The organism is Thioclava sp. UBA3469 (genome assembly GCF_002378135.1).
GTDB lineage: Bacteria > Pseudomonadota > Alphaproteobacteria > Rhodobacterales > Rhodobacteraceae > Thioclava > Thioclava sediminum.
Genome location: NZ_DFRG01000014.1, coordinates 612 through 1,862 on the forward strand (window position 1 = coordinate 612; position 1,251 = coordinate 1,862).

Genomic DNA, 1,251 nt, shown 5'->3' on the forward strand with positions numbered 1-1,251 from the left:
CTCGATGGCGATGACCTTGCCTTTAACAACCGAACCTTCGTTCGGGGTGTCGATTTCGAGGCTCTCGTTCAGAAGGGCTTCGAATTCGTCCATGGTTGCATTTTGCGACATGCGTTCAGATTTTCCTTTTCATCTTCGGTTTTCTGGCCTTGCGGTTGGCTCCGCCGGTCTTTCGTTGGAATGTCTGTGCTGCAATAGCATACGGGTCGGGTGAGTCCCAACCTGTCTCAGACCGCGCCCATATAGGCGCGATCGGCCAGTATCGCAAGCATTTATTGCGTCATAGGCAGGGCGCGAGCGCCTTTCGCTCAGCCTCGGCTCGCGGTCGCGAGAGCGGCTTTGACGTCGCCCAGCATCCAGGCCGAAAGGGGCTCCGCGCTGGCGGGATAGGTCGCGATCACCGATCCGTCGCGGCCCAGTAGCACCTTGTTGAAGTTCCAGCTCGGCTCGAACCCCTCGGTTTCGCGCATCCAGCGATAGAACGGATGCGCCTGCGGCCCCTTCACCTTGGCGAGCTGCGCCATCGGCAATTCGGCCCCGAAGGTCAGCGCGCAATAGCGCTTGGCTTCCTCGGCACTGGAGAGTTCCTGCCGGAAATCGTTCGACGGCACGGTGAGGATCACCAGACCCTCGCGGCCATAGGTTTCGGACATTTCCTGCAACTCGGTAAATTGCGGGGCGAAGCCGCATTTCGAAGCGGTATTGACCACGAGCACGACCTTGCCACGGAAATCGGCGAGCGAGACCGTCTCGCCCTCCACCAGATCGAAGGACAAATCCCCCGGCACCGGCATCGCGGACCGGGCTTTCACCGCGATCGGTTCGGGCGTCGCCGCCGGGCCGTCAGCGCGTGCCGGAACGGTCGCAAAGGACACGCAAGACAGCATGCAGGCCAAAGTCAGGGACAAGCGCATCGGTCCACCCTCGAAATACATCCACCAACACCCAACGCGAGAGTCGGGAAAAAAGTTCACCACTTCGTGAAGATATATTTCACGCGTCCCTTTTCTTCAATCGCAAATGCGGTCGACGCGACGGTATTTCGGCTCCGGGAACTCCGGTATTTCCATGGGATCACGGGGCTTTACGCCGGGGCGCACCGCCTCCGGCGCGGTGTTCACGCTGTCGAAATCGAGCGCGAGGCGCTGACAGATTCCAAGGCTTTTCTGCCCGATATCGCCGAGATCGCGCAGATCGATCAGATGACCGCCCTTTCGCGCGTAGCCCGTGACCCCGAAATCGAGCGGCGGG

2 protein-coding genes are annotated in these 1,251 nt (G+C 60.6%); both read right to left on the reverse strand.

What is annotated here, in order from left to right; genetic code table 11:
* Positions 1–308: 308 nt before the first annotated feature.
* On the reverse strand, positions 309–914 hold the full coding sequence (locus B3D39_RS01145) for a glutathione peroxidase (protein ID WP_274962937.1): 606 nt from the start codon (positions 912–914) through the stop codon (positions 309–311).
* Positions 915–1,010: 96 nt separating this feature from the next.
* Positions 1,011–1,251 (reverse strand): hypothetical protein (locus tag B3D39_RS01150; protein WP_286789300.1); only part of this gene is annotated, 241 nt, incomplete at its 5' end.